General features: G+C 66.5%; 29 protein-coding genes. 16 read left to right on the top strand and 13 right to left on the bottom strand.

The annotated features are described in order from the left end of the window. Positions 1-32: 32 nt before the first annotated feature. Both aldA and HAV18_RS10255 read right to left on the bottom strand, forming a co-directional pair. Entirely contained in the window at positions 33-1,457 is a 1,425-nt protein-coding gene (aldA, locus tag HAV18_RS10260) for an aldehyde dehydrogenase (RefSeq protein ID WP_166955252.1), read from the bottom strand. Positions 1,458-1,792: 335 nt separating this feature from the next. Further along, on the bottom strand, positions 1,793-2,731 hold the full coding sequence (locus tag HAV18_RS10255) for a LysR substrate-binding domain-containing protein (RefSeq protein ID WP_111938505.1): 939 nt from the start codon (positions 2,729-2,731) through the stop codon (positions 1,793-1,795). Between the two features lie 230 nt (positions 2,732-2,961). On the opposite strand from HAV18_RS10255, the gene HAV18_RS10250 reads away from it, so the two are divergent. Then, entirely contained in the window at positions 2,962-3,837 is an 876-nt protein-coding gene (locus tag HAV18_RS10250) for a LysR substrate-binding domain-containing protein (RefSeq protein ID WP_166955250.1), read from the top strand. A 95-nt stretch (positions 3,838-3,932) separates the two neighbouring features. Here HAV18_RS10250 and HAV18_RS10245 read toward each other — a convergent pair whose 3' ends face one another. From HAV18_RS10245 to HAV18_RS10235, 3 genes are all read right to left on the bottom strand, one after another. Next, positions 3,933-4,310 (bottom strand): hypothetical protein, encoded by a 378-nt coding sequence (locus HAV18_RS10245; protein ID WP_166955248.1) that lies wholly within the window; start codon positions 4,308-4,310, stop codon positions 3,933-3,935. After that, positions 4,307-5,032, bottom strand: coding sequence for a hypothetical protein (locus tag HAV18_RS10240; RefSeq protein ID WP_243771595.1), 726 nt, complete (start codon positions 5,030-5,032; stop codon positions 4,307-4,309). Before HAV18_RS10240 ends, HAV18_RS10245 begins: the two co-directional genes overlap by 4 nt. Positions 5,033-5,136: 104 nt before the next feature. After that, positions 5,137-5,856: a hypothetical protein gene (locus HAV18_RS10235; RefSeq protein WP_166955244.1), complete on the bottom strand. Its 720-nt coding sequence runs from the start codon at positions 5,854-5,856 to the stop codon at positions 5,137-5,139. Between the two features lie 223 nt (positions 5,857-6,079). On the opposite strand from HAV18_RS10235, the gene HAV18_RS10230 reads away from it, so the two are divergent. Both HAV18_RS10230 and HAV18_RS10225 read left to right on the top strand, forming a co-directional pair. Further along, the gene (locus HAV18_RS10230) at positions 6,080-6,337 is read left to right on the top strand and encodes a type II toxin-antitoxin system ParD family antitoxin (RefSeq protein ID WP_048021519.1); all 258 of its coding nucleotides are present in this window, start codon (positions 6,080-6,082) and stop codon (positions 6,335-6,337) included. 2 nt (positions 6,338-6,339) lie between these two features. Next, on the top strand, positions 6,340-6,633 hold the full coding sequence (locus HAV18_RS10225; RefSeq protein ID WP_407062413.1) for a type II toxin-antitoxin system RelE/ParE family toxin: 294 nt from the start codon (positions 6,340-6,342) through the stop codon (positions 6,631-6,633). Positions 6,634-6,815: 182 nt separating this feature from the next. Here HAV18_RS10225 and HAV18_RS10220 read toward each other — a convergent pair whose 3' ends face one another. The 4 genes from HAV18_RS10220 to fae form a co-directional block, all read right to left on the bottom strand. Beyond that, positions 6,816-8,150 carry an MFS transporter gene (locus tag HAV18_RS10220; protein WP_243771638.1) on the bottom strand — a complete coding sequence of 445 codons (1,335 nt, stop codon included), beginning with the start codon at positions 8,148-8,150 and terminating at the stop codon, positions 6,816-6,818. A 160-nt stretch (positions 8,151-8,310) separates the two neighbouring features. Continuing rightward, the gene (locus HAV18_RS10215; protein WP_166955240.1) at positions 8,311-9,762 is read right to left on the bottom strand and encodes an NAD-dependent succinate-semialdehyde dehydrogenase; all 1,452 of its coding nucleotides are present in this window, start codon (positions 9,760-9,762) and stop codon (positions 8,311-8,313) included. Between the two features lie 46 nt (positions 9,763-9,808). Then, on the bottom strand, positions 9,809-10,831 hold the full coding sequence (locus tag HAV18_RS10210; protein ID WP_166955238.1) for an aldo/keto reductase: 1,023 nt from the start codon (positions 10,829-10,831) through the stop codon (positions 9,809-9,811). Positions 10,832-10,872: 41 nt separating this feature from the next. Continuing rightward, positions 10,873-11,397 carry a formaldehyde-activating enzyme gene (fae, locus tag HAV18_RS10205; RefSeq protein ID WP_124520836.1) on the bottom strand — a complete coding sequence of 175 codons (525 nt, stop codon included), beginning with the start codon at positions 11,395-11,397 and terminating at the stop codon, positions 10,873-10,875. A gap of 326 nt (positions 11,398-11,723) precedes the next feature. On the opposite strand from fae, the gene HAV18_RS10200 reads away from it, so the two are divergent. The 3 genes from HAV18_RS10200 (at position 11,724) to HAV18_RS10190 (ending at position 14,075) form a co-directional block, all read left to right on the top strand. Beyond that, positions 11,724-12,641, top strand: coding sequence for a LysR family transcriptional regulator (locus HAV18_RS10200; RefSeq protein WP_044848054.1), 918 nt, complete (start codon positions 11,724-11,726; stop codon positions 12,639-12,641). A gap of 381 nt (positions 12,642-13,022) precedes the next feature. Beyond that, the gene (locus HAV18_RS10195) at positions 13,023-13,373 is read left to right on the top strand and encodes a hypothetical protein (RefSeq protein WP_166956734.1); all 351 of its coding nucleotides are present in this window, start codon (positions 13,023-13,025) and stop codon (positions 13,371-13,373) included. Between the two features lie 141 nt (positions 13,374-13,514). Then, the gene (locus HAV18_RS10190; protein WP_166955236.1) at positions 13,515-14,075 is read left to right on the top strand and encodes a hypothetical protein; all 561 of its coding nucleotides are present in this window, start codon (positions 13,515-13,517) and stop codon (positions 14,073-14,075) included. Here the strand turns inward: HAV18_RS10190 and HAV18_RS10185 are convergent, their stop codons facing one another. Next, complete coding sequence (locus tag HAV18_RS10185) at positions 14,076-14,951, bottom strand: LysR family transcriptional regulator (protein WP_166955234.1); 876 nt, start codon at positions 14,949-14,951, stop codon at positions 14,076-14,078. Positions 14,952-15,112: 161 nt separating this feature from the next. Here HAV18_RS10185 and HAV18_RS10180 point away from each other — a divergent pair, with 161 nt between their 5' ends. Both HAV18_RS10180 and HAV18_RS10175 read left to right on the top strand, forming a co-directional pair. After that, a complete protein-coding gene (locus HAV18_RS10180) occupies positions 15,113-16,432 on the top strand; it encodes a DUF3422 family protein (protein ID WP_166955232.1) in 1,320 nt (439 codons plus the stop codon). A gap of 34 nt (positions 16,433-16,466) precedes the next feature. After that, positions 16,467-16,670: a hypothetical protein gene (locus tag HAV18_RS10175; RefSeq protein ID WP_166955229.1), complete on the top strand. Its 204-nt coding sequence runs from the start codon at positions 16,467-16,469 to the stop codon at positions 16,668-16,670. Between the two features lie 60 nt (positions 16,671-16,730). On the opposite strand, the gene HAV18_RS10170 is transcribed toward HAV18_RS10175, so the two are convergent. Then, complete coding sequence (locus tag HAV18_RS10170; RefSeq protein ID WP_208101899.1) at positions 16,731-17,186, bottom strand: DUF3304 domain-containing protein; 456 nt, start codon at positions 17,184-17,186, stop codon at positions 16,731-16,733. A gap of 85 nt (positions 17,187-17,271) precedes the next feature. Then, positions 17,272-18,168 (bottom strand): transcriptional regulator CynR, encoded by an 897-nt coding sequence (gene cynR, locus HAV18_RS10165; RefSeq protein WP_166955227.1) that lies wholly within the window; start codon positions 18,166-18,168, stop codon positions 17,272-17,274. A gap of 113 nt (positions 18,169-18,281) precedes the next feature. Here cynR and HAV18_RS10160 point away from each other — a divergent pair, with 113 nt between their 5' ends. The 8 genes from HAV18_RS10160 (at position 18,282) to HAV18_RS10125 (ending at position 25,070) form a co-directional block, all read left to right on the top strand. Next, a complete protein-coding gene (locus HAV18_RS10160; protein ID WP_166955225.1) occupies positions 18,282-18,941 on the top strand; it encodes a carbonic anhydrase in 660 nt (219 codons plus the stop codon). 30 nt (positions 18,942-18,971) lie between these two features. Continuing rightward, positions 18,972-19,442, top strand: coding sequence for a cyanase (gene cynS, locus HAV18_RS10155; protein ID WP_166955223.1), 471 nt, complete (start codon positions 18,972-18,974; stop codon positions 19,440-19,442). Positions 19,443-19,549: 107 nt separating this feature from the next. Then, positions 19,550-20,017 (top strand): nucleoside deaminase, encoded by a 468-nt coding sequence (locus HAV18_RS10150; protein ID WP_166955221.1) that lies wholly within the window; start codon positions 19,550-19,552, stop codon positions 20,015-20,017. Positions 20,018-20,530: 513 nt separating this feature from the next. After that, positions 20,531-21,652 carry an ABC transporter ATP-binding protein gene (locus HAV18_RS10145; protein ID WP_243771637.1) on the top strand — a complete coding sequence of 374 codons (1,122 nt, stop codon included), beginning with the start codon at positions 20,531-20,533 and terminating at the stop codon, positions 21,650-21,652. Between the two features lie 10 nt (positions 21,653-21,662). Further along, the gene (locus HAV18_RS10140; RefSeq protein ID WP_166955217.1) at positions 21,663-22,649 is read left to right on the top strand and encodes an ABC transporter permease subunit; all 987 of its coding nucleotides are present in this window, start codon (positions 21,663-21,665) and stop codon (positions 22,647-22,649) included. Then, positions 22,646-23,485, top strand: coding sequence for an ABC transporter permease subunit (locus HAV18_RS10135; RefSeq protein ID WP_166955215.1), 840 nt, complete (start codon positions 22,646-22,648; stop codon positions 23,483-23,485). Before HAV18_RS10140 ends, HAV18_RS10135 begins: the two co-directional genes overlap by 4 nt. 248 nt (positions 23,486-23,733) lie before the next feature. Next, on the top strand, positions 23,734-24,540 hold the full coding sequence (locus HAV18_RS10130) for a hypothetical protein (RefSeq protein WP_166955213.1): 807 nt from the start codon (positions 23,734-23,736) through the stop codon (positions 24,538-24,540). Positions 24,541-24,635: 95 nt separating this feature from the next. Next, on the top strand, positions 24,636-25,070 hold the full coding sequence (locus tag HAV18_RS10125; protein WP_166955211.1) for a GNAT family N-acetyltransferase: 435 nt from the start codon (positions 24,636-24,638) through the stop codon (positions 25,068-25,070). Between the two features lie 28 nt (positions 25,071-25,098). On the opposite strand, the gene HAV18_RS10120 is transcribed toward HAV18_RS10125, so the two are convergent. Then, positions 25,099-25,674 carry a hypothetical protein gene (locus HAV18_RS10120; protein WP_166955209.1) on the bottom strand — a complete coding sequence of 192 codons (576 nt, stop codon included), beginning with the start codon at positions 25,672-25,674 and terminating at the stop codon, positions 25,099-25,101. Positions 25,675-25,781 lie beyond the last annotated feature (107 nt).

The following is a 25,781-nucleotide window of genomic DNA, read 5'->3' as shown; positions in this document are numbered from 1 at the left end:
CGCGCCGGAAACTGTGCGTTGGCGAGGCGGTGTCAGTACTTCATGACGACGAGGCGCGTCTGCGTGAATTCGAGCATCCCGTGCTTGCCGTCGTCGCCGCCGAGGCCCGAGCGCTTCCAGCCGGCGTGGAAGCCCTGGTACGGATCGGCCGGAGTACGGTTCACGTACAGCTCGCCGGCTTCGATCGCGTTCGCGACGGTCATCGCGGTGCGGTAGTGCTCGGTGTAGAGCACCGACGACAGGCCGAACTGATGGTCGTTCGCCTGCGCGATCGCTTCGTCGATCGTCGTGTAGCGCAGCACGGGCATGATCGGGCCGAAGGTTTCCTCCTGCACGATCTCCATGTCCTGCCGCACGCCGGTGAGCAGCGTGGCCGGGTAGAAGAAGCCGGGGCCGGCGGGGATCGCGCCACCGGTTTCGAGCGTCGCGCCTGCCGCGATCGCGCGTTCGACCATTCCGTGAATGTGCGCGCGGGCCGATGCGCTGACGAGCGGGCCCATCCGCGTGGCGTCTTCCGCACGGTTGCCGATGCGCACGGCCGCCATCTTCTCCTTCAGCAGCGCAACGAAACGGTCGTGCACGCTGTCGTGCACGTACACGCGCTCGATGGCCGTGCAGAGCTGGCCGCAATGGGTCGTCTTCGACGCGACGAGTGCAGCGGCCGCGCGTTCGAGGTCGGCGTCGGGCTCGATGATCGCGGGCGTCTTGCCGCCGAGTTCGAGCGACGGCTTCGCGATGTTCGCCTTGCAGTAGTCGAGCACGTTGCGGCCCGCGTTCACGCTGCCGGTCAGCGTGATCATCCCGACTGCCGGGTGCGTGCACAGCGCTTCGGCCGTCGCGTGGTCCATCGTCAGGATGTTGACGACGCCCGGCGGGAAGCCCGCATCGTCGGCCGCCTTCGCGATCTCGAACGCGGACACCGGCGTGTGGTTGCTCGGCCGCACGACCACGGTATTGCCGGCGATCAGCGCGGGCGCGACCTTGCGCAGCAGCGTGTAGACGGGATAGTTGAACGGGATCAGGCACGCGACGACGCCGATCGGCTCGCGCTGCAGGAACAGGTTTTCGTCGGGCGTGTCGCTCGGGATGATCTCGCCCTCGATCCGGCGCGCCCACTCCGCGTGGTAGCGCGTGATCTGGCCTGCGTAGACGGCCTCGTTCGACGCGTCCTCGACGCTCTTGCCGGATTCCTGCGCGAGCGCCGCGCCGATCTCGGACGCGCGTGCGGTCAGCGCGTCGGCGAAACGGTGCAGGTACACGGCGCGCTCGGCGCTCGGCAGCTTGCGCCACGCCTTCTGCGCGGCGGCCGCGGCGTCGACGGCGGCGAGTGCATCGGCCGGTGTCGCGGCGGGCACGCGCGCGAACGGCGCTTCGGTGGCGGGATTGTGGACGACGATGAACGCGTCGCTTTCCGGGGCGACGAAACGGCCGTTCACGTAGTTGCGTTCGGTGCGCATGAAGTGACTCCTCCGATGAATGCAGGCGGATCGCTTCGGGTGGCGACACGCGTGGCATGGGATAGAGGCCATTCTGTTCATGCGTTTAGCGCACGACAAACGACTTATTTTCGCGCCGAGCATGAGAAAAACGCACGTTACTCGGCCGATCAGCCGGAATCGCGCGTCCGGCAAGGCTGCCGTGGCGCGGGCCGGGAGCGGGGCGGGCGGCGGCGGGGCCGCATTTTCCGACGGGTCCGGATGCGCGCGGGGGCGGAAGCCGGTAAGGTGTCGGCCGCGCCTGGGGCTTCGGCGCGGGCGGGGCGGTCAGCTATGCCTCGGGGGCGGGGCGTGCGCTAGGCCAGCGGCACCTGCGGAAGCGGCGACGACGGTTCGAGATGGCGCTTCGCGAGCCACACTTCCTGCTGCAGCCAGTCGCGGAACTGGACGATGTGCGGCAGGTTCGTCTGCTCGGGCCGCGTGACGAACCAGTACGACTGGTGGCCGTCGACGTGCACGTTGAGCACCTGCATCAGTTGCCCGGTCGCCAGTTCGCGCGCGACCATGTGGCGATCGGCGATCGTGATCCCGAGGCCGTCGATCGCCGCGCGGATCGCGTGGTCGAGCAGGTCGAATTCGTAGCCGCCGCGCGTGTCGACGTCGGTGATGCCGGCGGCCTTCAGCCAGTGCTGCCAGGTCAGGTAGCGCTGGTCGTCGGTGGCGAGCACGTGCAGCAGCGTGAAGCGGTTCAGGTCGATCGGCGCGCCGTCCTGTCGTAGCCGCGCATACAGCGCGGGCGCGCAGACGGCGATATGCTGCTCCTGCATCAGCAGTGCGTTGTCGAAGCCGTCCCATTCGCCGTCGCCGAACCGGATCGCGCAGTCGAGCACGCGCGATTCGCCGAGGCTGTCGTGAATGCGGGTCGTGAGGCTCAGCTCGAATTCGGGATGCGCGTCGCGCAGCCGGCCGAGCCGCGGCATCAGCCAGCGCGCGGCGAAGGTGGGCGGCACGTTCGCGCGCAGGCGGTTCAGGTGGGTTTTTTCCTGCAGGCTGCGCACGGTCAGCTCGATCTTGTCGAACGATTGCTGCAGCGCGCGCAGCAGCACGCGGCCGGCCGCTGTCAATTCGAGCTGGTGATGGCGGCGCTCGAGCAGGGTTTCGCCGAGCTGGCCCTCGAGCTGGCGAACCTGCCGGCTCACCGCGCTCTGCGTCACGTTGAGCAGTTCGGCCGCGCGTGTGAAGCTGCCGGTGCGGCCGGCCATCTCGAAGGCTTTCAGCGCGTTCAGCGCCGGCATCTTGCGTCTCACGGGGCGGTGTCGTGTTTGGTGCGGGATGCTTATTGTAGGCGGGCGGCGCGGGCGCGGGGACGATGAATGGATGCGACCGAGGGCGCGGGCCCTCGCGGTTTTGACGGCGCGGCGATTGGCGCGCCTTGTTGCGATCAGGCTGCCCGCAGGAGGGACGGCGGTGACGGCCGGCAACAACACGAACGATACGAACGATACGAAAGAAAGGGACACACATCATGCGACGCCTGCCATCGTTGATCGCACTGCGATTTTTCGAGGAGACCGCGCGTCACCTGAGCTTCAACCGTGCGGCGGTTTCGCTGTGCGTGACGCAGGGGGCGGTGAGCCGGCAGATCCGGCTGCTCGAGGAGGCGCTCGGCGCGCGATTGTTCGAGCGCGATCACAAGGGCGTGCGCCTGACCGATGCCGGTCAGCGGTTGCTGCCGTTCATCGGGCAGGCGTTCGACACGATCGAGCGCGGCGTCGACGAAGTCGCCGCCACGCGGCCGGGTGCGAAGCGGCGCCTGACGGTGTCGCTGCCGCCGACGTTCGCGACGCAGTGGTTTTCGCCGCGGCTCGGCACGCTCGCGGAGGCGCTGCCCGACGTCGAGTTGTCGATCCGCACCGAGCCGGCCGACGATTGCCATTGCCACATCCGCTTCGGGCGCGCGGCGCGCGCCGGGATGCAGTCGGAGTTGCTGATGATGGAGCGGCATGCGCTCGTCGGCGCGCCGCGTTATCGCGGCGATGCGCTCGACGTGCTGCTCGGCCGGCTGCCGTCGCTGCATGTGCTGCACGAAGGCAAGCGCCTGACGCTATGGGCCGACTGGTGCGAGCAGGCGGGCGTGCAGGTGGCGCGGATCGGTGACGGCATCGAGTTTTCCACGCTCGAACAGGCGATCCGCGCGGCGCGCAAGGGCGCGGGGCTCGCGGTGGTCGACCTGAACATGATCGAGGAGGAGATCGGCGAGGGCAGCCTCGTGCGGCTGTCGCCGGTGCAGCCGATCGGGCCGTTCGGTTATTGGCTCGATGTCGAGCCGGAGAGTGTCGCGGTCGAGCATGTGGTTGCGTTTGCTGCGTGGTTGCGGGAGCAGGCGGGGCGGAAGGGGTAGGGGTAGGGGGCGGGCGGACGGCCTGGCATCACCGTGTGCCGATGCCTGCCGTCACGAGGTCGGGCGGATCGTTCCGGCGGCCGTACTGCAATCTGTCAGAGAGTGTCACCAGTCGCGGAGTACAAATCGGGATCCAGGCCGAAGTGCATGAACGTTTCCCGGCCACCGATGGCTCTGGCCTCGGCTTCCGAGATGATGGGCAACTGGCACTTCGATGGATCGATGCGTCCCTCGGAGAAGAATTTTCTGGGCAGCCGGGAGACAGGTCTCGCGGTCGGCCATGCGACGGGTTCGGTAGCGGACGTCTGCGCAACATGTGTGAAGCCGCGACGGAGTTCGTTCACGATGAGTTCTTCAATGAGTTGCCTCACTTCCGAGCGTCGAACGGGACGACGCTCGAGCATCGGGCGACCGCGCCTCGTTTCCGGTCGTGCGATGCGGAATCCGGCAATCGGGCTGTGCTTTTCGGTCATTCGTAAATCCCCTTCTCGATCAGATATTCCTGCAGTGTCGACACGCACGCGCCGCACGGTGCGACGTCGAACGTCATCCACCGGTGCGAGCCGGCTGCTCGCCAGAAATCTTGCCCGAACCGGGTTGCATAGAGCGTGCGCAATGATCGAAGCGATCCATCGGCCAACCCGACCGGATATCCCTGGAAATACTGGAACAGGGCTGCCTCGTCGGCATGCACACCAGGAATGGGCGCATCGAAGCCAAACCTTGGCCACGCGTAATATCCAAGGAGTCGCGGCCCGCCGGGTTCCGGCGGCGACTTGCGGCCACCCATCGCCAAAGCGCTGATCCGCGCGATGCCCAACGTATCACACGCTCGAACGATCCTCCAGAGCATGGCCGCACCGAACCCGGCGGCCGCGCTGTCGGCCAGATCGATTGAACGAAGTTCGAGTACCCGTGAGTCGCCGGTTTGGAATACGGATATCCGGTTTTCCGATCGGATCAACGTCGGGTGGGTGACGGCGAATGTCAGTCTGCCCGCGCTATCGAGATAGGCCTGAACGTCCGATCCGGCTGGCGCGCCGCATAACGAAGCGAGCAACCCGTCAGGAACTTCGTCATCCATACCAAGCAATGCGGAGATGTCCAGATCGTTACGCTCGATCGCCCATCGACCGTCGAAGAACGCCTTCTCGTACGGCAACGTATGGTTGAGATCGACGGGTTGGGTAGACATGGCGGCCCGAGGAGCGGAAAACCCCAGCATATCGCCGCGAATCCGTCGCGCCGAGTCCGCCAAACGGCCAATCACGAGACGGAACGCCCGCCGTTCCGCCCGCCTTACGTCCAGTCGAACGTCAACAGCGCCACGCGGCTGACCGGTTCGTAAAACAAGAGAATCCAGTCAGCCCCCATCGCGCGATATTCCCACCCCGTCACGCCGGCGACGAAGCGAAAGCGCGCACCGTCGGGGCCGATCGGCCGGATGTCGTCGGGATCGCTGTCGTCGATCGGAAAATCCGAGGTGCCTGACCAGTTGCCCCAGCCGACTGTTCCACCGAGCTGGTCGATCAGGTTGCACGGTTTTTCCTGGCTGAAATCGCGCTCGTCCGGCGCGTACTGGTTGGACGAGTAGAGCACGCCGTATTCGGCGAACCGCTTGCGCGCGGCTTCGATGCTGGCCTGTTGCTCGGCGTAGTGCGCCTCCAGTGCCTCGCGATAGCCCGTGTCATGCGTGCCGGGTGGGTTTTCCAGATAGAAGTAGCGCGGGTCGCCGAGCAGCGTGTAGCGGTTATTGTCGTCGAGCCGGAACCCGATCCAGTTCGCGCGCAGATAGTCGTTGTGGTACGCGGTCGTGTCCTGCCCGACGAGCCCGTCGTACGGTTCGACGGGGCTGAGCAGGTGGATCCAGCCTTCCCACGATGGATTGACCGTCGACAGGTCGATCGACACGAGCGGATGCAGGTGGCGCGCGAGTGCGGCATGGGGCTCGGCAAAGACGTCGGTGTCCGGCGGGTACACCTTCAGGCCGGGTTGTGGCGTGACGATGTCTTCGATCATGATCGGTCTCCGCACGGTGAGGATCCGGCAAGGCTACACGAGTGAAGGCGAAAACCGGATGAATGCCGGCGCCGCCGCGGCCTGTGCGAATCCCGTCCCGCTCCATCCACCCGTTCGGCTGTGAAGGCATTCGCGTCGATCCGTCTGGAGATCGTATTCTTGATAATAGTTGATAACCGGGATACGCTTGACCGATCGAATTCAATCCGGTCGGGACGTCGACATGATCAGTGCGGAACTGGGCCAGCAACTGGAGGCTTACGTCGCGAAGCTGGTCGAATCGGGGCGTTACGGATCCAAGAGCGAAGTGCTGCGCGAAGGCGTGCGCCTGATCCAGGATCGCGAGGCGCAACTGAATGCGCTGGACGCTGTGATCGCGCGCAGCCTGGCCGATGCGGAAGCAGGACGTGGCGCCGAGGCGGCGGAAGTCTTCGATCGTCTGGAGGCAAAGTATCGGGCCCAGGCGGATCGTCAGGCCTGACCGTGCGCCTGTCTGATTTTGCGATTGCCGAACTCGAAGCGATCGCCGATTGCATCGCGCGTGACAATCCGCAACGAGCCGTGACCTTCGTGCGGGAGATTCGCGACAAGTGTCTGGGTCTTGCCGGGATGCCGCTGGCGTTTCCGCTGGTGCCGCGCTTCGAGCGTCACGGCGTGCGGCACCGTGTGTACGGCAACTACCAGATCTTCTATCGGGTCGTCGGCGATCCGCCTGAGCGGATCGACATCCTTCAAATTCTGCACGGGGCGCGGGATTACGCGTCGATTCTGTTCTGAGCGATATCGGCAACCGCGTCTTCTCGCAGGGAACACGAAAATCCGCCGGCCGCATTGCATGAACCCGGCTTCGGCCGGGTTCGTTCAGATCGCATTCCGTATCGCCACGGCGCATGAGCCGTATGTCGCTGCGAAAGCACCGAGCGCGACGACGCACGCGCGTCCGCACGCCGCCTCCATCGTCAATGCCCCGACGCCTCCTCCAGCGTCAGATGCTTCGTCTCCGGCGCCCACGCGATCGACACGATCATCCCCACCAGCAGCACGCCCGCGAGCGCGAACATTGTCGCGTGAAAGCCGAGCGTCGCGATGCCGGCCGGCAGCAGGAACGTGCCGATCGCCGAACCGAGCCGGCTGCACGCGATCGCGAGGCCCACGCCGCATGCACGCACTTCGGTCGGGAAGCACTCGGGCGGGAACACGCCGACGAGATTGCTGAACGCCGACATCGTCAGCGTGAAGATCGCGAACGCGACGATCATCGCGAGGGCCGCCGACGAAGGCAGCACCGCCAGCGCGACGAGCGACGCGCACGTCACCGCGAACGAGCCGATCAGGAAGCCGCGTCGCGACAGCCGGATCGTCAGCCAGATGCCGATCAGCGCGCCCAGCACGAGAAACGCGTTCAGCAGCAGGTCCGCACCGAAGCCTTCGGCGAGGCCGATCGTCTTCAGGATCGTCGGCAGGAACGTGTAGATCGCGAAATACGGAATCACGAGGCACACGAAGAACGCGCAGTTGAAAATCGTGCGGCGGATCAGGTCGCGCTGGAACAGCCGCGCGAAGCCTGCATTCGCATGCGGTTCGGCCGAACCGTCGAGCATCACGTGCGGCCCGAAATGCTTCGCGACGATCGCGCGCGCCTCCTGCACGCGGCCCTTGCCGAGCAGCCAGCGCGGCGACTCGGGCGTGCCGATTCGCAGCACCAGCACGATCAGCGCAGGCAGCGCAGCCGACGCGAGCAGCCAGCGCCATGCACCGGGCGTCGCGTCGCTGTATGCGAGACCGAGCACGTTCGCGGCGACATAGCCGATCGTCCAGATCACGCTGAACGAGCCGAGCAGCGCACCGCGATGCTTGCGCGGCGAGAATTCGGCGAGGATCGCGTGGCCGACGGTGAAGTCGCCGCCCATCCCGAAGCCGATCAGCACGCGCAGCAAACACAATTCGAGCGGCGACGTGACGAAGCACTGCGCGAACGCGGCCGCCGTGATGATCACGAAGCTCGTCAGGAAGATCTTCTGCCGGCCCATCCGGTCGGACAGCCAGCCGAACACGAGGCTGCCGAAGAAGATGCCGATCAGCGCCGAGCTGCCGATCATCCCCATCCAGAACGCGTCGATCGGCATCTGCTTGCCGAGCGCGGCGAGCGCGTAGCCGATCGTGCCGAGCGTGTAGCCTTCGGTGAAATGCGCGCCGAACGTGAGGCCGGCGATCTTCACGTGGAAACGGTTGAGCGGCACGTCGTCGAGGGCGACGGGGCGGTGCGGCGCATCGGCGCCACGCGACAGCGGCAGCGCGCGTGCGGCGCCGGATTGAACGTTGGCTTGAGTCAAGCTGCCTCCTGGATTGTTATCTGGCGCGCAGCGGTGCGCGCAGGCGGCGTGCCGCCGCGAGCGCCGTGCGAGGCGCCGCGCGGCCGGACGGCGCGCGGCGCGGGTCGACCGCGGGGAGCGGTCAGCGGCCGAGGCCGGCCATCAGCGTGTACTTGAGTTCCACGTATTCATCGAGGCCGTACTTCGAGCCTTCGCGGCCGAGCCCCGATTGCTTGACGCCGCCGAACGGCGCGACTTCGGTCGAGATGATCCCGTCGTTGACGCCGACCATCCCGCTTTCCAGCGCACCCGACACGCGCCACGCGCGGCCGAGGTCGCGCGTGTAGAAGTACGCGGACAGCCCGAACGGCGTGTCGTTGGCCGCGGCGACGGCCTCTTCCTCGGTCGTGAAGCGGAAGCAGCCGGCGACGGGGCCGAAGGTTTCCTCTTCGGCGATCAGCATGTCGGCCGTCATGCCGGTCAGCACGGTCGGCTCGTAGAACGTGCCGCCGAGCGCGTGACGCTTGCCGCCGATGAGCACGTTTGCACCTTTCGCGGTGGCATCGGCCACGTGCCGCTCGACCTTGCCGAGCGCCGCTTCGTTGATCAGCGGCCCCTGGTCGACTTCACCCGCGAGCGCGTTGCCGACGCGCAGCGTGCGCACGGCATCCGCGAGCTTGCGCGTGAACGCGTCGTACACGCCGTCCTGAACGAGAAAGCGGTTCACGCACACGCAGGTCTGGCCCGTGTTGCGAAACTTCGACGCGATCGCACCGACGACCGCCGCATCGAGATCGGCATCGTCGAACACGATGAACGGCGCGTTGCCGCCGAGTTCGAGCGACAGCTTCTTCAGCGTGTCGGCCGACTGCTTCGCGAGCAGCTTGCCGACCCGCGTCGAGCCCGTGAACGACAGCTTGCGCACGACGGACGAACTCGTCAGCGTCTCGCCGATCGCGACCGCGTCGCCCGACACCACGTTGAACACGCCGGCCGGCACGCCCGCGCGTTCGGCGAGCACCGCGAGCGCGAACGCCGACAGCGGCGTTTCCTCCGACGGCTTCAGCACCATCGTGCAGCCGGCCGCGAGCGCGGGGCCGGCCTTGCGCGTGATCATCGCGAGCGGGAAATTCCACGGCGTGATCGCCGCGACGACGCCGACCGGCTCGCGCGTGACGACGATCTGCGAATCCGGCTTCGGGCTCGGGATCACGTCGCCGTACATGCGCTTCGCTTCTTCCGCGAACCATTCGAGAAAGCTCGCCGCATACGCGACTTCGCCGCGCGCTTCGGCGAGCGGCTTGCCTTGCTCGCGCGTCAGCAGCTCGGCGAGCGCGTCGCGATTCTCGAGCATCAGCTCGCCCCAGCGCTTCACGCGTGCGCCGCGCTCCTTCGCGGTCAGTGCGCGCCACGCGGGAAACGCGTGTGCGGCCGCGTCGATGGCGCGCTGCGTGTCGTCGGCGCCGCCTTTCGCGACTTTCGCGATCGTCTCGCCGGTCGCGGGGTTCAGCACCGGATAGGTCGCATCGCTCGCGCCATGCGATTCGTGCCATTCGCCGCCGATGAAATGGCCGGTCCTCAGAAATTCATTCATTGTGTGTTGTTCCTTCAGTGCCTCGGAGCTTCAGTCCTTCAGTCCGTCAGTCCGTCGCGAAACTGCCCTGCGCCGGACGCGACGCGCGCGCGATGCGCTTGCCGGCCGTGTAGTCGTTGATCAGGTCGCACGGCGTGTAGTTGCGTTCCAGTTCGTGCAGCTCTTCTTCGGTGAGCTGCGTTTCGAGCGCGCCGAGCGCGCTGTCGAACTGCTCGACGGAATCCGCGCCGACCAGCATGCTCGCGATGCCGGGGCGGCTCAGCACCCACGCCTGAGCGATCTGCGCGGGCGGTACGCCGCGGCGCTTCGCGACCTTCGCGACCGATTCCGCGATCGCGAGCGACGAAGCATCGCCGTACATCTGCGCGGTGAAGAAGTCGGTCTGGTTGCGCGTCGATTGCGGCTCGCAGGTCAGCAGGCCGCGCGCGAGCGGGCTGAACACCGACACGCCGACGCCCTGGTCGATGCAGTACGGCACCATCTCGCGCTCTTCCTCGCGATACGCGAGGTTCAGCTGCAGCTGCATGTTGATCGGCTTGTCCCAGCCGTTTCGTTCGCAGGCCTGCATGATCTTCGCGAACTGCCACGTGTACATCGTCGATACGCCGATATAGCGCGCCTTGCCCGCGCGCACGATGTCGTGCAGCGCGCTCATCGTTTCCTCGACGGGCGTGTTCACGTCGAAGAAGTGCAGCATGAAGATGTCGACGTAATCCATCCCGAGCCGCTTCAGCGAAGCGTCGATGCCGTCGAGCACGTGCTTGCGCGAATGGCCGCCCGCGTTCGGATAGCTGCCCATGTCGTAGCCGACCTTGGTCGTCACGACGAGCTCCTCGCGGCGCGCGTTGCGCTTCAGGATGCGGCCGACCACTTCCTCGCCGACGCCCGTCGAATAGAAATCCGCGAGATCGATGAAGTTGACGCCGGCGTCGAGCGCGCGGCGCACGATCGGCTCGCTCTGCGCTTCGTCGAAGATCCAGGGCTTCCATTCGGGGGTGCCCATGTTCATCGTGCCGAGACACAGGCGGGACACCTTCAGGCCGGACTGGCCGAGGCGGACGTATTCCATGTTTCCTCCAGGTGCGGCCTTGTGTCGGCCGCTTGTCGTCGTCAGTTTTTCTTCGGGGTGTAGAACGGGTTCGACACGTCGCGTGCGGCGGCGAACACGGCATCGCGATGCGGCAGCCCTTCCATCGCGGCGACGATCGCGTTGCGGCACGCGCGATAGTTGTTCTCGAACACGGCATCGAGATCATCGGTTTGCGGGTTCACCCAGTTCGCCGACACGACGACCCAGTCGTTCTCCGCTTCGGGCGGCAGCGTGCCGTTCTCGAGCGCTTCGGCCACGGCCTTCGCGATGCCGGCCTGCGACGCACCCCACGTGGCGTTGCCGTGGAAATCGTTGGCGATCTGCGCCTTGTTGACGTACAGCGTGAGCGGCTTGGTCGGCACGCCCGGCTGCGCGATCACGACGAACGGCGCGTGGCCGGCCGACGGCGTCGCGAGGGCCGTGGCGAACGCCTGGCCCGCCGGGCCGTTGCGCGGGCCGACCAGCACGTTGATGTGCGCGAGGTTGACGCCGGGGCCTTCGAAGCCTTCGCCGATGTAAAGCTGCCTGGGTTGGGATGCGGTCATTGCGGTGTCTCGTCGATGAGGTTGGGTGTGAGGCGATTGTGGTGGGCCGCGGCGCGGCCGGTGAATCGATGTTTTCTGATCGGGCTATGAGTTTTCGTCGTCTCCGGGAATGCCCTGAGCCCGGTGCGCAGACGCCCGCCGGGCGGGCCTCGGCCGGTGTCATGACGGCGGGCGGGGCGGGATCGGCGGGTGGGCGTTCGCGAACCGGCTCCGGGTTTGTCATACCCGGGCAGGGGTTGGAGGGCCGGGCGCATCCGGACAACAATCGGCGTACTCCGAGCCCTATCTTTCGTCTTCCCTTCTTTTTTCGAAAGCGAGTAATTCCGATGGCTGCCATTCAAAGGCCCGATTGGTCGAAGCTCAGTTCGCTCGATCCGGAGCTGATCCGCGCATTCGTCGCCGTGGTCGAGAGCGGCGGCTTCACCGCGGCGGCCCGGCAACTGCATCGCACGCAATCGACGATCAGCCTGCGCATCCGCACGCTCGAGGAGCGGCTCGACACGCACCTGTTCATGCGCAACAGCCGGCGGCTCGAGCTGTCGCGCGACGGTGAGAATTTCCTGATCCATGCGCGTCGCATCATCCAGGTGCAGAACGACGCGATCCTCGCGCTGAAGCAGGCGAGCAGCGACCGCGGCGTCGTGCGCTTCGGGCTGCCCGAGGACTATGCGGAGCTGTGGCTGCCGGACCTGTTGAAGTCGTTCTATGCGATGCGGCCGGGCGCGCGTTTTCACGTGCATTGCCGCACGTCGCTCGAACTGCTCGAACGGCTGCAGGCCGGCGAGCTCGACGTCGCGCTCGTCGTGCGGCACGGGCCGAACGCAGGCGGGCGGCTGCTCGGCCGTCACGAGGTCGTGTGGGCCGCGCACCGGGATTTCGCGCTCGGCCCGCAGGCGTCGGTGCCGCTCGCGCTGTTTCCGGAGACGTGCTGCTACCGGCAGCGCGGGCTGCAGGCGCTCGCGACGGCCGAGCGGCCGTATCACGTCGTCTATACGAGCCAGAGCCCGACCGGCATCAAGATCGCGGTGAACCACGGCGCGGCCGTGACGATGATCGACCGCTGCACGCTGCCCGAGAACTGGCGCGTGCTCGACGAGACGGACGGGCTGCCGCCGCTGCCGGCGGCCGATCTCGAACTGCATCGTTCGCCGGGCATCTGCGATCCGCTGACCGACGATCTGGTGTCGCTGATCGAATCGATGGTCGACGAGCGGCGGCGCGCGTCGCTCGAGGCGTTCGCGTAGCGGGGCGACTGATGCGCAGGCGGGGGCGACGCGAACGGTGGCGCGCGGCCGCGGCGCCGGCGCGATGACTGCGAGATCGGCCGCCGGTCGCCAGCTTTTAGCTGCCGCCCAGTGCTCAGCGCCCAGCGCCCACCGCCCACCGCCCACCGCCCACCGCCCACCGCCCACCGCCCACCAGCCACCAGCCACCAGCCACCAGCCACCAGCCACCAGCCACCAGCCACCAGCCACCAGCCACCAGCCACCAGCCACCGCACGGTGGCGTATCGCGTCCCCCGTCCCGCTTTTTTGCACCGGCAGCCCGTTTCTTTGCACGACGTTTATGCGGTCTCTTCTAAGCTGGGCATGTGTCTAACAGCCGAGACGGCCTCCGTCCGCTCCATGACCTTCATTCATCCCGTTCCCGCCTTCAATGTCGCCGGCCGCCAGTTGGACGCCGGCGCACGCAACAACGTCATTCCGTTCCCGCCGCCGCGCCCGCGCCTGCAGTTGCCCGTCACGTTGACGGCCGATTCCGGCGAACACGCGCACGCCCGGCTCGCGGCGCTGCTGCATTCCCCGCTCGGCGTGTATGTCGTCAGTGCGCGTGCCGTGCGCGACGTGGTTCACGTGCACTTCGACATCGCACCGGAAGACCTGGATTTCACGCTGCACATGCTGATCGCGCAGCAGGCCGATGCGGTGATCGGGCCGGTCGCGCGCCGATTGCGCATCGGACCGAAGGCACGGTGAAGCGGGGAACGGGTGTTGCCCGTTCCTTGACGGCTTGTCCGATCCGCCGCCCGATCGCCGGTTGCCGTGCTGTTCGCCCGCAGGCGGCGGACTGGCGTGCGACACCGCGTGCGCGGCGCCGATCCTGAATACGGAGGGGTCATGGACCTCATGGAAGCAGTGCATGTCGCGCGGCCGGCAAGCCGCCGGGTACGGACGGCGTCGCTGCCGTCGGGCCAGCAACTCGCGCGTCAGCTCGTGACGACGGTGCGCGTGGCCGAAGTGCTGCTGCATCAGGCGATCGTCGTGCCCGACGGACATCAGTGGTCGGTCGACACCGAGCGGGTCGACGCGGCCGGCGGGCCGCTCGCGGCCTGGGAGACGTGTGTGACCTGGCGGATCGGCAAGGTGTTCGCCGCGACGGTCAACCCGGCCGCGCGCGTCAACGATCGCAACCAGGTCGCGGTCGAGATCCGGCTCTGCCTGCCCGAACAGGACTACCTGGCCGAGCGGCGCGTGAGCACCTTCGGCCGCCGCCACGGCAACCGCTTCGGCGCGACGCTGTCGGTTGCGTCGGGCGCGCAGTGGGGCTGGCAACGCGCGGAGCACGTCGCGCCGGAACATATGCAGGTGCGCGGCGATACGCTGGAAGCGCTCGTCGATGTGGTGGCCGCGAACGTCAACGCGGCGCTGGGCGCGGCCGGGTTCGGCGCGATGCGCTGATTACGCGTCGCCGGCCTGCCCGGTCTGACGCTGCAGGTCTTCCATCAACTGTTCCGCGAGAAAGTCGCACGGCGGCCGCTTCGATTTCGTGCTGCGCGCGAGAATCAGTTCGAGCGGCGGCAGGTCGGGCAGCCCGTGTGCGCGGCCGAGCATCGACAGTTGCGCAGGAATCGCGCAGCGCGCGAGCGGCGCGACCGCGAGGCCGGCCTCGACCATGCTGAGTAGCCCGAGCAGGCTCGGGCTTTCATACGAAGTGCGATACGGCACCTTCGCGCGTTCGAGGCTGCGGATCGCGTTCTCGCGCGCGACGCTGCCCGGCATGAACACCGCGATCGGCAGCGGCCGCTCTTCCCACACGCGCGGCCCGTTCGTCATCGCGGCCCACGCCATCGGCTCGTGGCGGATGAAGTCGCCCGACAACCCCTTGATGCGCGTGCCGCATACGAGATCGACGGTGCCCTCCTTGATCAGCGGCGCGAGCGCGCTGCTCGGCAGCCCCATCACCTGGATCTCGACCTTCGGGTAGGTTGCCGAGAATTTTTTCAGGACCGACGGCAGCAGCGACGACGCATAGTCGTCCGGCACACCGATCACGACTTTACCGGTCACCTCCGGCCGCACCACGGCCGCCCACGCCTCGTCGCGCAGCGCCAGCATTCGTCTGGCAAATCCCAGCAGCACCTCGCCTTCGCGCGTCAGCACGATGCTGCGCGGCTTGCGCACGAACAGCGGCCGCCCGATCGCGTCTTCCAGGCTCTTGATCTGCATGCTCACGGCCGACTGCGAGCGGTTCACGGCCTCGGCGGCGCGGGTCATGTTGCCGGTCTCCGCGACGGCGACGACGGTGGCCAGCACGTCGTGATCGAGCATCTTCATGGGTATCAGGAAAACTGAACGTAACGATCAGCATTATGCGTTTTTATTGTTGCTGTGTGTCTGCCATAGTGCGATCACGCTGGCGTTTCGCCCGAGGGTGGCGCGGCGTTCAGGCCGGTTGATCCGGTGTGCAGGACTGAACAAGGAAGCGTGGTGTATCGATGATCGACCATCCGTTGCGCGCCGCACTGGCCGCGGAATTGCATGCCCGGCCATTCCTGCGGCTCGCCGAAGCCGTGTCGCTCACGCATTACGCGATCTACGCGGACGGCCAGCCCGACATCCACGAGACGCTGCTGCACGCACTGTGCCGCGATACCGGCATCGCCGCGCCGCACGAGGGTGCGACGCACTACGCAGTGCAGTCGCCGAGCGGCTGGCACCTGAAGTGGGAGCGTCACACCGAATTCTCGACCTTCACGTTCGTCGCGCCGCGTCGCGACACTGGCTATTTCGACGATCTCGCGATCGAAGGCATTCCGGCCGCGTGGTTCGCTCGGCTCGCCGGCATCCGCTTCGTCGCGGTGCGCATGGAGCTGCTGACGGGTGACGCCGCGCGGCTCGTCTGCGGCGACCTGCGCCGCTGGATCGACGGGCCCGCGCTCGTCGGCAGCAACGTGCTCGGCGGCGGCAAGGTGTTCTGCGACTGGCATGTGCGCGACGACGGCTTCATGCGTTTTCTCGTCGTCGACGAGGATTTCCGCGAGGAGCAGGGCGGCCGCCTGCTGCAGCGCCTGTATGAAATCGAAACGTACCGGATGATGGCGCTGCTGGCGCTGCCCGTCGCGCGCCGGATGAGCCGCGAGCTCGACGAGATCCACGCGGCGCTGCACGCATTGATGCAGCGGATGGACGCGAGCGGCGCCGACGGCGACGATACAGCGCTGCTCGTCAAGCTCACGCATCTCGCGGTACGGGTCGAATCGCTGTCGGGATCGGGCGCGCGCTTCAGCGCGTCGCGGGCGTACGAAAAGCTCGTGCTGGCGCGCATCCACGAGCTGCGCGAGGAACGCATCGAAGGGATGCCGACGATCGCCGAATTCATGGAGCGGCGCTTCGCGCCGGCGATGGAAACCTGTCGCAGCGTATGGGCGCGCCACGAACAGATCGCCGCGCGGATCGCACGGGCGGTCGACCTGCTGCGCACGCGCGTGAATCTCGCGCAGGAAAAGGACGTGACGCGCCTGCTGGCGGGCATGGAGCGCACCGCGCGCAACCAGCTGCATCTGCAGCACGCGGTGGAGGGGCTGTCGGTGGCAGCTATTTCGTACTACGTGCTGTCGCTCGCGACAGCGGCGTTCAAGGCGCTGCACGTGATGAACCTGCCGGTCGATCCCGAACTGGCGGAGGGCCTGCTGATCGCGCCGGTCGTGTTCGCGGTGATTCATATCACACGGCGCACGCGCGCGCAGCTGGCACGATCGGAGGCGGCGCATGACGGCACGACGGTGCATGCGGCGGCGTTGAAGCAGGTTGGTTAGAACATCTAAAACATATTCAGGTAAAGGAGTGGAGATGACTTTTTCGCAGAAACAACCGGGGTTTTACAGCGGCTTCGATGCCGCGTTCGACGAAGCGGCACCGGATGACGCGGGTGTGCCCGAGGCCGCGCGCGTGACGTCGTATCAGGCCGTGCTTCAGGAGCCGATGACGTCGCTCGTCGGGAATACGATCGATCGGCCGGATGTCGCGGCGGTGGCGATTCTCGGTTACAACTGATGCAACGCTGAGCGAGTGTTCTGCGCGGCCGCGCAGCGTCGACGAGCAAGCCCTTCCCGATCAACCGGTGGCGTGCATCCGCGGCATCGTCGGGTACGCCACCCATCGGGCGTCGATCTTGCGGCCGGGCAGAAAATGAAACTCGATATAGCCGTCGCGCCGGTTCGGCAATGCCGGCACGGCGACGTCGGTTTCGACGATTTCAGGCGCCTGGTTCCGGGCGTCTTCTTCAGGCGTCAGATCGTACGTGATCCTGACGTGCCAGGTCTTCCTGTCGCGCGGCACGCTCATGCAGCACACCGTGCCGCCCCCGCCACCGAACTGGCGTGCGTGCACGCTGCCGGCGCCGAAGCCATCAACCACGAAGCTGTAGATGCCACGATCGGTGTAGTTGAATCCCACGACCCGATACGGGCCGTCGGCGCGCGTCTGTGCGTGGACCCACCAGACCGCGCCCACCAGCAGCGCTGCGATGGCAAGCGGGTTGAGCATCACGCGGCGTAGCAGGTTCGGCATGTCGATGTTCTCGTGAATCGGTTCGTCGGCGACGATCCATTGTTGGTGGTGCCCGGGCGCGTGACGCGCGCGCCGGCGGCCGAGGTCATCGCGCACGCCTGACCGGCCCCGCTCCTTGCGCAAGCGCCAGTTCGACGAACGCGCGCGCGGCCGCGCTCCGGTACGCCCCCTTGCGCTGCAGCAGCACGGCCGTGCGCCGCAGGACGGCCGGATCGAGCGCGACGGCGACGAGATCGTCGTGCCCGCTCGCGATTGTCGCGGGCAGCAGCGTCGCAAGGTTCGTGCGGCGCACGATCTCGATTACCGCGCCCAGCGAATTCGCTTCCATCAATACGCGCGGCCGCACGTCGTGCTCGCGGAAATAACGATCGATCTGCACGCGTGTCGCGAACTCGGCCGTGAGCAGCGCGAGCGGCGCGTCGTGCAGCGCGCGCAGGCCGGCCTTGCGTTTCCCGGCGAGCGCATGCCGGCGGCTCACGACGAGCGCGAGCGTTTCGACCAGCAGCGTCTGCGCTTCGATATCCGCCGTCTGCACCTCGTCGAACGCGATGCCGACATCGAGCTCGTCGTCGACGAGCAGCGCCTCGATGCGTTCCTGCGACATCTCGCGCACCGACAGCGACACATCCGGATAGCGGCCGTGAAACGCCTCGACGAGCGGCCCGACGAGATAGCTCGTGAAGGTCGGCGTAACCGCGATCCGCAGTGAGCCACGGCTCAGATCCTGCACGTCGTGAATGGCGCGCCGGCCTTCCGCGAGATCGTGCAGCGCCTGCCGCGCATAGCGGAAATACACGTCGCCGGCATCGGTCAGCCGCGTCACGCGCCCGGTGCGGTCGAACAGTTGCGCGCCGAGCGTCTCCTCGAGCTGACGGATCTGCTGGGACAGCGCGGGCTGCGACACATGCAGCGCGGCGGCCGCGCGCGTGAAGCTGCGATGCTCGGCGACGGCGAGGAAGTAGTGGATATGGCGCAGCAGCATGGCGGTTCCTATAAGTCCTGCTTATCCGGTGGATCATAAATCAGTCTTTTACGTTATTGGAAGTCCGGCGTAACCTGCCCTTCATCGATTCCACCCGCACCGGAGAACACACGATGAAGGACATCATCGAAGGCTTCCTGAAGTTCCAGCGCGACGCCTACCCGGAGCGCGCCGCGCTGTTCCGCGATCTCGCGCGCAGCCAGAATCCGCGGGCGCTGTTCATCTCGTGCTCGGACAGCCGGCTCGTGCCCGAACTCGTCACGCAGCGCGAACCGGGCGACCTGTTCGTGATCCGCAATGCCGGCAACATCGTGCCGTCGTACGGCCCCGAGCCGGGCGGCGTGTCGGCGTCGGTCGAATACGCGGTGGCCGCGCTGCGCGTGACCGACGTCGTGATCTGCGGCCATTCCGATTGCGGCGCAATGACAGCGATTGCCACCTGCCAGTGCATGGACCACATGCCGGCCGTCGGCCACTGGTTGCGCTACGCCGATTCGGCGCGCGTCGTGAACGAGGCGCGTACGCATCGCAGCGAACGCGAGCGGATCGACTCGATGGTGCGCGAGAACGTCGTCGCGCAACTGGCGAACCTGAAGACACACCCGGCCGTGCGGCTCGCGCTCGAAGAAGGGCGGCTCGCGCTGCACGGCTGGGTCTACGACATCGAATCGGGCTGCATCGACGCCCATGACGGCGCGACCGGCCGGTTCGTCTCCCTGGCGGACCATCCCGATGTCCGCGCCATGCCCGCGACGCTTCCCGTCGCGGCCTGAATCGCTCCTACCCCACCACGAGGAATTGCCATGATCCAGTCCCAGCACAGCCAGACCGCCCGCCACGCGCTTGCGGAGACCGTCGTTCTCGCGAAGGCGCGCAAGAACCTGTCGTTCGCGCAGCTCACCGAAGGTACGGGCCTGAGCGAAGCGTTCGTGACGGCCGCGCTGCTCGGCCAGCACGCGTTGCCGGCCGATGCGGCGCGCAGCGTCGCCGACAAGCTCGGCCTCGACGACGACGCGGTGCTGCTGCTGCAATCGATCCCGCTGCGCGGCAGCATCGACGATCGCGTGCCGACCGACCCGACGATTTACCGCTTCTACGAAATGCTGCAGGTGTACGGCACAACGCTGAAGGCACTCGTTCACGAGAAGTTCGGCGACGGCATCATCAGCGCGATCAATTTCCGGCTCGACGTGAAGAAGGTCGACGATCCCGAAGGCGGTTCGCGCGCGGTGATCACGCTCGACGGCAAGTACCTGCCGACCAAGCCGTTCTGAGGCCGGTGCGGCGCCACGGCAGCGGTGCCGCGCAGGTTTCCGCCCGACCTGCGTCGGCCGCCGGCCGGCGCACGTTCCCGCCATTCCGTTTCTACGAGGACGCAGCCATGGATTTTGTGAAACGCACGATCGATCTTGCGATGAAGAACGTGGAAGAGGGCGGCCGCCCGTTCGCGACGGTGATCGTCCGCGACGGCGAGATCGTCGCCGAGAGCCCGAACCTCGTCGCGCAGACCAGCGATCCGACCGCGCACGCCGAGATCCTCGCGGTGCGCGACGCGTGCCGCAAGCTCGGCACCGAGCACCTGACCGACTGCGAGATCTACATTCTCGCGAGCCCGTGCCCGATGTGCCTGGGCTCGCTGTACTACTGCAGCCCGAAACGCGTGGTCTACATCACGACGCGCGAGGACTACGCGCCGTTCTACCGCGACGACCGCAAGTATTTCGAGCTCGACACCTTCTATGCCGAATATGCGAAGCCGATCGAGGAACGCCGGCTGCCGATGGTGCAGCACAAGCACGGCGACGCGATCGCCGTCTACCGGCGCTGGAAGGAACTGAACGCGAAGTGACGTGACCCGCGCGGCGCACCGGCCGCGCGCGGCAGCCGCCCGGCTGCTCGTTTTCCCGACCCTCCGTTTCACCCTCCGTGTCACCCGGCGGCGCCCGTGCCGCCGGGGCGCCCGCGCTGCCGCGGGGGCCGGGTCGTGCCCCCGTTTTCCCGCCTCCCCAAACATCGATCCCGTTCAATGTCCGGAACGGAAATCCGCGATCCAAAAGGTTTTTGACGGGTTTAAAAATTCGCACTGGAGACGACAGAAACGTGCGGAAAGCCCGATGAAAACCGATGAAATCTTCATGACAGCCAGCGCGGTGCCTCCGGTCGTTCGCGACTGATTGCCCACGATCGCCGTGCGTGCCCCCACACCTGTTTCGTTGCGCCATTCGTTCCGGACGAGGAATCGCTCGATCCCTCTCCGCCAGCACCGCGCGACTGCCGACCGGTCGCGCCTGACGCCTGAGATTCGCTTACCTGCTTAAAACGGACCATCATGAAACGGGATTCATTCAGTACACCTGATGCGATGCATCGACCGGCGACGGACATGCTCAAGTCGAACGACGCCTTTGTGCGCATCGAAAACGTCGTGAAGAAATTCGGCGACAGCACGGCCGTCGACAACGTGAACCTGACGATCGCGAAGAACGAGCTGTTCGCGCTGCTCGGCAGCTCCGGCTGCGGCAAGTCCACGCTGCTGCGCATGCTCGCCGGGCTCGAGACGGCCACCTCCGGCAAGATCTTCGTCGACGGCGAGGACCTCGCGTCGCTGCCGCCGTACCGCCGCCCGGTGAACATGATGTTCCAGTCGTACGCGCTGTTCCCGCACATGACGGTCGAGTCGAACGTCGCGTTCGGCCTGAAGCAGGAAGGCACGCCGAAGAACGAGATCAAGGAGCGCGTGGCCGATGCGCTCGCGCTCGTGCAGATGAGCAAGTACGCGCAGCGCAAGCCGCATCAACTTTCAGGCGGCCAGCAGCAGCGCGTCGCGCTCGCGCGTTCGCTCGTCAAGCGCCCGAAGCTCCTGCTGCTCGACGAGCCGATGTCCGCGCTCGACAAGAAGATCCGCCAGAAGACCCAGCTCGAACTCGTCAACATCATCGAGAAGGTCGACGTGACCTGCGTGATGGTCACGCACGACCAGGAAGAGGCGATGACGATGGCGAGCCGCCTCGCGGTGATGAGCGAAGGCAAGATCGTGCAGATCGGTGCGCCGGGGGAAGTCTACGAATTCCCGAACAGCCGCTTCTCGGCCGAATTCATCGGCTCGACCAACCTGTTCGAAGGCCGCGTGGTCGAGGACGAACCCGATCACATCTTCGTCGAGAGCGACGACCTCGAAGCGCGCATGTACGTGAGCCACGGCATCACGGGCCCGCTCGGGATGCCGGTCGGCATCTCGGTGCGCCCGGAACGCATCCACGTGTCGCGTGAGAAGCCGGGCTCGAAACACAACTGGGCGCGCGGCGTCGTGACCGACATCGCTTACATGGGCAGCTACTCGCTGTACCACGTGCGCTTGCCGAGCGGCAAGACAGTCGTGTCGAACCTGTCGAGCTCGCACCTGATGAGCGATACGGCTCCGGCGTGGAACGACGACGTGTTCGTGTCGTGGTCGCCGGCGAGCGGCGTCGTGCTGACGCAATGAGGACGCCACGATGAGAACCTCTGCTTCCACTCCGTCCGCGCCGGTGTCGTCCGGCGCCGCGAGCGCCGGCGCCGGCCGCGCCCGCCCGAGCCGCTTCGCCGCGCTGTCGCGCTTCCTGCCGTCGGGCCGCAGCGTCGCGATCGGCGTGCCGTTCGTGTGGCTCGCGGTGTTCTTCGCGCTGCCGTTCGTGCTGGTGCTGAAGATCAGCTTCGCCGACCAGGTGATGGGCATTCCGCCGTACACGTCGCTCGTCGAGTTCAAGGACGGCGTCGTGCACTTTGCGCTGCAGCTGTCGCACTACGCGTTCCTGCTGCAGGACGACCTGTACATCGCGACCTACCTCAGCTCGCTGAAGATGGCCGCCGTATCGACGGTGCTGTGCCTGCTGATCGGTTACCCGATGGCGTACTACATCGCGCGCTCGGAACCGAACCGCCGCAACGTGCTGATGATGGCCGTGATGCTGCCGTTCTGGACGTCGTTCCTGATCCGCGTGTACGCATGGATCGGCATCCTGAAGGATGACGGCCTGCTGAACCACACGCTGATCGCGCTGGGCATCATCCACACGCCGCTGCGCCTCTATCACAGCGACGCGGGTGTCTACATCGGGATGGTCTATTCGTACCTGCCGTTCATGGTGATGCCGCTGTACGCGCACCTCGTGAAGATGGACCTCACGCTGCTCGAAGCCGCGTATGACCTCGGCGCGAAACCGTGGGTCGCGTTCACGCGGATCACGCTGCCGCTGTCGAAGAACGGGATCATCGCGGGCAGCCTGCTGGTGTTCATCCCGGCGGTGGGCGAGTACGTGATTCCGGAACTGCTGGGCGGCGCCGACACGCTGATGATCGGCCGCGTGATGTGGGATGAATTCTTCAACAACATGGACTGGCCGATGGCGTCCGCGGTGACGGTCGCGATGGTGATGCTGCTGCTGGTGCCGATGGCGCTGTTCCAGTACTACCAGGTCAAGGAACTGGAGGACGCGAAATGATCAAGCCGAGCAAACCGCTGTCGACGGGCGTTCTCGCCTTCGGCTTCCTGTTCCTGTACATCCCGATCATCAGCCTGATCGTGTACTCGTTCAACGAGTCGAAGCTGGTGACGGTGTGGTCGGGCTTCTCGCTGAAGTGGTACAGCGCGCTGCTGGACGACGACGAGCTGCTGACCGCCGCGTGGCTGTCGCTGAAGATCGGCCTGCTGACGGCCACCGCGTCGGTCGTGATCGGCACGTGGGCGGGCTTCGTGCTCGCGCGCTTCGGCCGCTTCAAGGGCTTCACGCTGTACACGGGGATGATCAACGCGCCGCTGGTGATTCCGGAAGTGATCCAGGGTATCTCGCTCTTATTGCTGTTCGTTGCGCTGGAGCAGATGTTCGGCTGGCCGAAGGGCCGCGGGATGCTGACGATCTGGATCGGCCACGTGATGCTGTGCGTGTCGTACGTGGCGATCATCGTGCAGTCGCGCGTGAAGGAGATGAACAAGTCGCTGGAGGAGGCGGCGCTCGACTTGGGCGCGACGCCGCTGAAGGTGTTCTTCGTGGTGACGCTGCCGCTGATCTCGCAGGCGCTGCTGTCGGGGTGGCTGCTGTCGTTCACGCTGTCGATCGACGACCTGGTGCTGTCGGCGTTCCTGTCGGGGCCGGGGTCGACGACGCTGCCGCTGGTGGTGTTCTCGCGCGTGCGGCTGGGGCTGAACCCGGAGATGAACGCGCTGGCGACGCTGTTCATCACGGCGGTGACGATCGGCGTGATCGTCGTGAACCGGATGATGATCGCGCGCGAGCGGCGCCGCGTGGCCGACATGAAGGCGGCGTTCGCGGTGGCGTGAGCGTGAGCGCAGGCGTGATGGCGTGATGGCGTGATGGCGTGATCGCGTGACGAAAGCGACGGCGGGCCCGTAACGGGCCCGCCGTTTGCATTGGCCGCTTGCTGGCGAGGCGGGTGGCGGGGTGGTCGTGTGCCGCGTGCTTTGCTGGCATCATGTCGGACAATTCCACGACACACGTTCCTGCCATGTCCTGCCACCCGTCAAGAAGAATGGCGCCGCTGATCGGCGCTGCCGCCGCCGCGGTCGCGATGAGCCACGGACCATGGGCGGCCGCCGCGCCGGCCGCCGACACCCGGACCCTGCCGGCCGTCGGCACGACGTGGTGCTACAGCGTCGGCGAGGGCCACGTGACGCCGATGACGCTCAAGGCCGTGCATGACGGCGTCGCGAGCTACGACGCCGGGCCGGCCGCCGCACCGGTGAAGATCGACGAGGACATCTCGACCTATACGACGCCAAACCCGGCGCGACACGGCCAGCGCAGGCTGCTCGTGTTTCCGTTGAAGCCGGGCAAGCAGTGGGAGGACCGCTTCGACGAAACCGTGACCTCGAGTATCGGCCGCGGATGGGCATGGCATTACCGCTACCAGGCCGTTGCGTCGAGCGAGGTGATCGGTACGGAGAAGCGGCAGGTTGGCGCGGGCACGTACGACACGTTCGTGATCGTGCGCACCACGTCGTGGACCAAGAGCGATCCCGGCACGACCGATGCGACGCTGCGTGAAATGGGCATGCATTGCGACGCGCCGGAGTGCACGGTGTCGGGCTACAGCAGGGAAGTATCGTGGTATGCGCCGTCGATCGGGCGGGTCGTGCTGCGCGCGAATGTGCAGAGCGGGTTCGAGCCTTCGATGACCGATGGTTCGCCCGATGCGTCGCTGAAGAACGCGGGCTCGCTCGTGACCGAGCTGGTCGGCTACGGCGACGATGCCACGTGCAAGGCGGCACAGCCGTCGCGATTCGCGACGGTGCCTTCGGCGCCGGGGTTCGGGTTCCCGATGTGGCCGAACAACGCGTGGGAATTCCACATGGCACGCGATATCGCGCGCGAGTAGCGCGGTCGTCACGCAGCGGGCGGCGCGCGCTGGTCGTGCGATGCCCGCTGACGGTGCGGCACACCCGACAGCCCTTTCACGCGCACATTCTCCCGATGACAGCCCTTCCCGACGTAACCCTTCGACTGACCGACACCGAGCAGCCTGCCGCACGCGACTTCATCAGCCGCAAGCTCGGCGAATTCAATCACGCGATGACGGGGCGCGCCGACGCGGCCACGCTCGACGTGTACGTCACCGATCCCGCGACCGGCGAGATCGTGGGCGGCCTGACGGGGCGCACGTCGCTCGGTCTCTTCTTCATCGATCTGTTCTACCTGCCGGAATCGCTGCGCGGCGGCGGATTCGGCAGCCGGCTGCTGCGCGAGGCCGAAGCGGAAGCGAAACGACGCGGATGTGCGCGTGCGGTGCTCTACACGATCTCGTTCCAGGCGCCGGATTTCTACCGGAAGCAGGGTTACGAAGCGTTCGGCGAAGTGCCGTGCGAACCGGAAGGGACGTCGCGCGTGTTCATGGTGAAGGTGCTTTGAACCGGTTCAGCCGGCTCGCGTCGCGCGGTCAGATTCTCTTGGCGATCGCCTTGGGCGCATAGCTGGCGTGAGTGGCCGGATCCACGAACCGGCCTTTGAAAAATCCTTCGCCGTTCTCGTCGGACTCGAACGTCAGGCTGGCCGGATCCAGCATGCGGCGCCAGAATCCGTTCCGGCGTTCGAGGTTGTCGATCGTTTGCTGCTTTCCGAGGATCGTGCCGGTCATCGTTGCATCCTTGTCGCTGAGCCTGCCGGTAAGCAGGAGCGAGAAGCCCGGCGGAAGGGGAAGCGTTTGATGGATCTCCGACCAGCACAGCGTGCCGATGCCCCGGCAGCACAATTCCGGCGGCAGGATGAAGTCGCCGATGTGCATCTTGAACGACGATTCGTCCAGCGGAAACCATCGTCCTTCGAACGGGAATATCTTCACCCGAGTGGTCGATCCAAATCGCGATCCCGGGTATTCGAGTTCGACGGACACGCGACCCGAGCAGTAGCGATCGGGCAACTCGTCCAGCTTTTCGATTTCCTGCACGATCGTCATGGTCGCGATCGGCGCGCCTTGCAGATCGGTGATCCGGTACGGATGCCGTACGGTGCTCATGTTGTTGATCCTTGTGCGAGCACGTTTACGTGGCTCAAACGCCGGCATCCGGGCGCGGGCGGTGTCACTGAATGCCCGCTCCGCGCCGCGGTGGGAACTACCCCCGT

It is taken from the genome of Burkholderia sp. D-99 (assembly GCF_011605345.1).
Lineage (GTDB): Bacteria > Pseudomonadota > Gammaproteobacteria > Burkholderiales > Burkholderiaceae > Burkholderia.
This window is presented reverse-complemented; position numbering and strand designations above follow the sequence as displayed.